We start from the raw sequence: 4501 nt of genomic DNA on the forward strand, positions 1-4501 counted from the left end.
TCCAATTATCCCTTGCAGGACAGGCACTTTCGCTTATCTACACACCGCAACAAGCGACATTCCGCGAAAAATCCGGGTTAGCCAGCTTTAACGGAGAATCATGCCCGCTCGCCGTTCGCCTATACGGGAACTATCCGCTGGGACGACCATCGGTTTGCTTACTGTCGTGGTCGCCTGCTCGACTGCGCCGTCCGCCGCGGGGCTTCCTGGCGACCTGCCGGGCATCGAAGCGCCGCCATCACAAAAACCCGACGTCACACAGTTGACCGAGTCAATGTTGGTTGACCGGTCCTCATTTCCGAATATTCCGGGCTCAAAATTCGTTCGCGCCATCAACGGGAATAGGGTGGATGTCCAAGTTTCTCCACCCGAATGCTGGCCTCTCGCAGTGGGTTACGACACACCGCAAAGCGGCTATGCCGGTGTGGTGGGGCCGGGCGGAATGGACGTCCACCTCACTGTGACGTCGGATCGCCCCGACATACAGACTCTCTTGAACAGCTGCGGCACGGTCACCGGCTCCGGCCCGGCAATCCCCTCAGTAACCTGGCATATCAAACCGCTCGATGTCGCCGGAGTACCCGGCTGGGCGGGGGCGGCAGACATGAGCGGAAACGCCGCGGTTTTCGGCACCTACCGTGGCGTGTTTATCAAATCTACTTCTGGCCTAGATCGAGAAACCGATGCGGTGAAAGTCTTTAACGACCAGGTGGCAAAGCTAGCGGCCGTCTAAACGGATCACGCCTGGGCTATGCGAATATCGGAGCGACGACGTTGGTCAGGTAATTGACCATCGGGGTGATGTCGTAATCGTAGTGATCAGCCGCGGCGCCAGCCCCAAGGAAATTCAATCCGTTGGCGATGGCCTCGGCGTCGGCAATCGGCATGCCGACATCCGCGGCGACCTGTTCGATCGTGCCGAGGCTGGGGTCATACACGGCGTTATAGACCGTGGTTTCGACGTAGCCGGGCGGGGCTTCAGCGGTCCACGGGTCCGGCCCAACGGGACAGCTGCTGTAGAGCTCCGTGGCCCCGCCGTCGGAACCCAGCCAGACGAAATCCAGCCAGTTCGACGGTGTTTGGTCCGGGGTCAGGTCATCTGGTCCCGCGATACCGCCCGTCAGAACATTGTCAACCAGTCCCGGCATCCCCCATCCGGCGTAGGCATTGCCGTTCGCCAAACCGGGTGAGCGGCACGGGTTTCCCCACATCAAGCCAGCCGGCACCCGGCTAGCCAGGTTGTTGGCGAGAATAAAGTCACGCCACCAGTGGCTGCCACAAATCGCCCCTTCCGAATAACTGAGCGGGATGATCAGGTTGTCCGTCCACACCTGGGTCGCGAGCCGAACACCCTCGTTGTACCCGTCATCGACCGACTGACCCAAAGGCGGATTTACTATCGACGCCGGGTAGTTGCCCACCGGCTGCCAGTAAAAGACATGCGGGAACGCTGTCGCAGCGGCTAACCCGACAGCCGCCGGCTGGGGCGGGGTCGTGTCCCACATGCTCACACCGGCGCCCGACCATGTCATCAGAACGATCGGCAGGGTGCCCGAATATTGCGGCGGGTAATACAGTCCGTCAAGCTTGTCGGAAACGTCCGACCATGTTGTTGCCACGTCAGCCAGCGGCCTTCTTCTGCGCCAGCACCCACTCGAGGATCGTCATCAAAGCGTCAAACTCGTTATAAGTATTGCCATCCGACGCTTGATAGGTGGCGGTGTGGATCTTGCCGAGCGTGGTTGTGACGTCGAGAACGGATGTGGTGGTTTGCTTTGGCGCTTCGGGATAAGGCGCGCTGGAGGCCAGACCGAAGATCGCCATCGGAGCGAGTTGATCCACTTCGCGGTAGCTCAGCGGGCCGGATGGGCCGATGCCGTCGAGCTTGTCGGAAACGGATTGCGCGGTGGCACCCACGTTAGGGCTTGTCATGAGTTTTCTTACCTCCCTAGTTGGCGTTTTTCGCTTGTGCGCTACAGACTGTCGCGCGTTGAGGAATTCTTTCGCGTCGCCGTTAAACCATTATCCCGCTTTTACACTTAGCTTCCGGATCTTGGCTTCGCGTGTTACTTGGTGCTGCCGGAGCCGGGGACGTTGAGTGTCGGCTGCGACTGAATCAGGCCCGACAACAGGCCCAGGATCCCCGACCCGCCGGCGGCGGTGACCTCGCGGAGGATGCCGGTGGTGTCCGGGTTGGGTGCGCCGATCGCTTTCTGCAGCGCCGCGACGGTCGCGCCCAACGAATTCTGGTTGCCCGTCTCCGTGACGCTCAGGGCGTCCACCTGAGTGAGGTTCTGGCCCTTGCTGTTCTGCCCGAGCTGCGCCCACCCGCTGCCCAGCGACGTCGGTGAGCCGGGCAGCAGCGGCATCGGCGGCTCCAGCAGACCCAGGAGCTGCTGCGCGCAGAGCACGACCAGGTTGTAGATGTCTTCCTGCTGTGCTTGTGTCAAACCGCTCAAGAAACCGTCCTCCTGTGGTGGTGTCGGTGCGGCGAGGCCGAACGCCGCCGCCAAGTCAGTGCCCTTGAAGGCGTTGCAGTCGATGCCTGTGAACGGCGGGATGTAGGCGCGGTCGGTGAACTGCCAAATCGTCGGGGCGGCGCCCCCGTAGGAGTCCCAGCCCTCGGCCGAGTCCCCGCCGGCGGCGGCGTAGACCACGCTGGCGTAACCCGACCCGTCCGGGTAGACCGACGAAATCAGCGTCGGAATGCCCGACAGGTCGCCGCCGCCGACTTCCGACCAATACCACTGAGGGCAATACCCGACATACATGGTCACCCCGGCCGCTTCGAACGCCGCTGCCACCGCCTGATAATTCGAGAAATCGCCGCCGTTGACTTCCCAGTCCGCCATGGCAACTGATCCGCCGTTGTTGCCGAGCCACGTTTGGGCTTGGCTCGCCGCATCGTCTTCGGTCACGTAGTGGTACCCGAGGCAAACCACGCTGTTCTGCTGGCACCATTGAAAGACGATGGGCCAGTACGGATCTTCGTAATAATTCCCTTCGGAAACTTTATGAACGACACCAGCGAATCCTTGTGGGATCAGTTGCTCTAGGAAGTTGATCGCGTCTTGGTCGCTGGACCAGTTGTTATTACTGACATCTGGGTAGAAGAGCGTCATGCCGCGACCCCGGCCACCCTTCCCCCTGTTGAAACTGCAGACTCCTCATCAACGACGCACTTCGTGCAACTCGTGGTAGCGAAGCGAACCACGTCAGCCATTCGCGGCCTTCCAGTGGCTGACCTGGGCCAGCTTGCGGGTGGTGCGCACCAGCCCGTCGCTGTGCCGCGTCACCTCCCAGATCAGGTTGCCGCGCTCGTCGGGCACGGCGGTTGCGGTCGCGCCGGCCTGGTAGCGGACTTCGCCGAGTCGTTCGGGTTCGCCGGTGTCTTTCATTTCGCCGCTCCTGCCAGCGTGTGGGCGTGGATGCGCGCGATTCGGATGCGCGCCCCGTTCGCCTCGACCGGACTGTAACGGACGGTGGGCTGGTTATCTTGGACGTGCTCGGCCGCGTCGCTCCAAACCCGGACGGCCTCACCGGTTGCGGACCCGGCGGACCACCAGCACGGCCGCCAAAGCGGCGATACCGGCTAGCGAGACGGCCACCGCGGGCTTCTTGACGAATGCGATTGCCCGGGCCTTGGCGTCGTCGGCGATGCGGCGGGGGTTGGCCCGCTCAGCCAGTGAATCGACGGTCGAGGCCAGCTGTTCGCGGGCCTGGTCGATCTCCTGCTTGATGGTGTCGGGATCCCGGTCCGCCACTGTTGTCCTCCCTGTCCTCCTGCACCTGAGGCTTGGCCTGGGTGCACCCGCACTACCCTAGTGAAGTCCGCAAGCGCGGCGTATGCCGGGCGCAGCGGGCGGCCGGCGGCGTAGCCGGCCGCCGGTGAGTAGAAAGGGACCGTGTTGACCGAGACTCCACGCCTGCAACCCGGCGACAAAGCACCCGCTTTCAGCCTGCCCGACGCCGACGGCAAGACAGTGTCGCTGGCCGACTACCGCGGCCGTCGCGTCGTCGTCTACTTCTACCCCGCCGCCTCGACGCCCGGATGCACCAAGCAGGCCTGTGACTTTCGCGACAATCTGAGCGAGCTCAACGACGCCGGCATCGACGTCGTCGGCATCTCCCCCGACAAACCGGCCAAGCTGGCGAAATTCCGCGACGCCGAAGGGCTGACGTTCCCGCTGCTGTCGGATCCGGATCGCAAGGTGCTGACCGCCTGGGGGGCCTACGGCCAAAAGCAGATGTACGGCAAGACCGTGCAGGGCGTCATTCGCTCGACGTTCGTGGTCGACGAGAAGGGCAAGATCGCCGTCGCGCAGTACAACGTCAAGGCCACGGGCCACGTGGCCAAGCTGCGGCGCGACCTGGGCGTCTAGGACGCCGCTGATGTAATGGGCTCTGGTGGGTCGGCGTCGATGGCGTGCGGATTCTGGCCCCTGAGGGCGTCTGAAATTTGGCCTTTTGGATGGAGTCGGCGGTGGGTCAGGCGATCGCC

Annotated in this window: 7 protein-coding genes; 2 read left to right on the top strand and 5 right to left on the bottom strand. The window is 63.1% G+C overall.

Annotated elements, in window-relative coordinates; translation table 11 throughout:
* Positions 1 to 154 precede the first annotated feature (154 nt).
* Complete coding sequence (locus AWC14_RS28040; RefSeq protein WP_142281600.1) at positions 155 to 733, top strand: hypothetical protein; 579 nt, start codon at positions 155 to 157, stop codon at positions 731 to 733.
* A 16-nt stretch (positions 734 to 749) separates the two neighbouring features.
* Here AWC14_RS28040 and AWC14_RS07475 read toward each other — a convergent pair whose 3' ends face one another.
* From AWC14_RS07475 to AWC14_RS07495, 5 genes are all read right to left on the bottom strand, one after another.
* Positions 750 to 1619, bottom strand: coding sequence for a hypothetical protein (locus AWC14_RS07475; protein WP_052425719.1), 870 nt, complete (start codon positions 1617 to 1619; stop codon positions 750 to 752).
* A gap of 1 nt (position 1620) precedes the next feature.
* The gene (locus AWC14_RS07480) at positions 1621 to 1917 is read right to left on the bottom strand and encodes a hypothetical protein (protein WP_045385721.1); all 297 of its coding nucleotides are present in this window, start codon (positions 1915 to 1917) and stop codon (positions 1621 to 1623) included.
* A 149-nt stretch (positions 1918 to 2066) separates the two neighbouring features.
* Complete coding sequence (locus AWC14_RS07485; RefSeq protein WP_052425720.1) at positions 2067 to 3122, bottom strand: GH25 family lysozyme; 1056 nt, start codon at positions 3120 to 3122, stop codon at positions 2067 to 2069.
* A gap of 93 nt (positions 3123 to 3215) precedes the next feature.
* Positions 3216 to 3398, bottom strand: a complete 183-nt coding sequence (locus AWC14_RS07490; protein ID WP_045385723.1) for a hypothetical protein — start codon at positions 3396 to 3398, stop codon at positions 3216 to 3218.
* Between the two features lie 138 nt (positions 3399 to 3536).
* Positions 3537 to 3764: a DUF3618 domain-containing protein gene (locus AWC14_RS07495; RefSeq protein ID WP_045385725.1), complete on the bottom strand. Its 228-nt coding sequence runs from the start codon at positions 3762 to 3764 to the stop codon at positions 3537 to 3539.
* Between the two features lie 144 nt (positions 3765 to 3908).
* Here AWC14_RS07495 and bcp point away from each other — a divergent pair, with 144 nt between their 5' ends.
* On the top strand, positions 3909 to 4382 hold the full coding sequence (bcp, locus tag AWC14_RS07500) for a thioredoxin-dependent thiol peroxidase (RefSeq protein ID WP_045385729.1): 474 nt from the start codon (positions 3909 to 3911) through the stop codon (positions 4380 to 4382).
* The last annotated feature ends 119 nt before the right edge of the window (positions 4383 to 4501 follow it).

It is taken from the genome of Mycobacterium kyorinense (genome assembly GCF_002101735.1).
Classification (GTDB): domain Bacteria; phylum Actinomycetota; class Actinomycetes; order Mycobacteriales; family Mycobacteriaceae; genus Mycobacterium; species Mycobacterium kyorinense.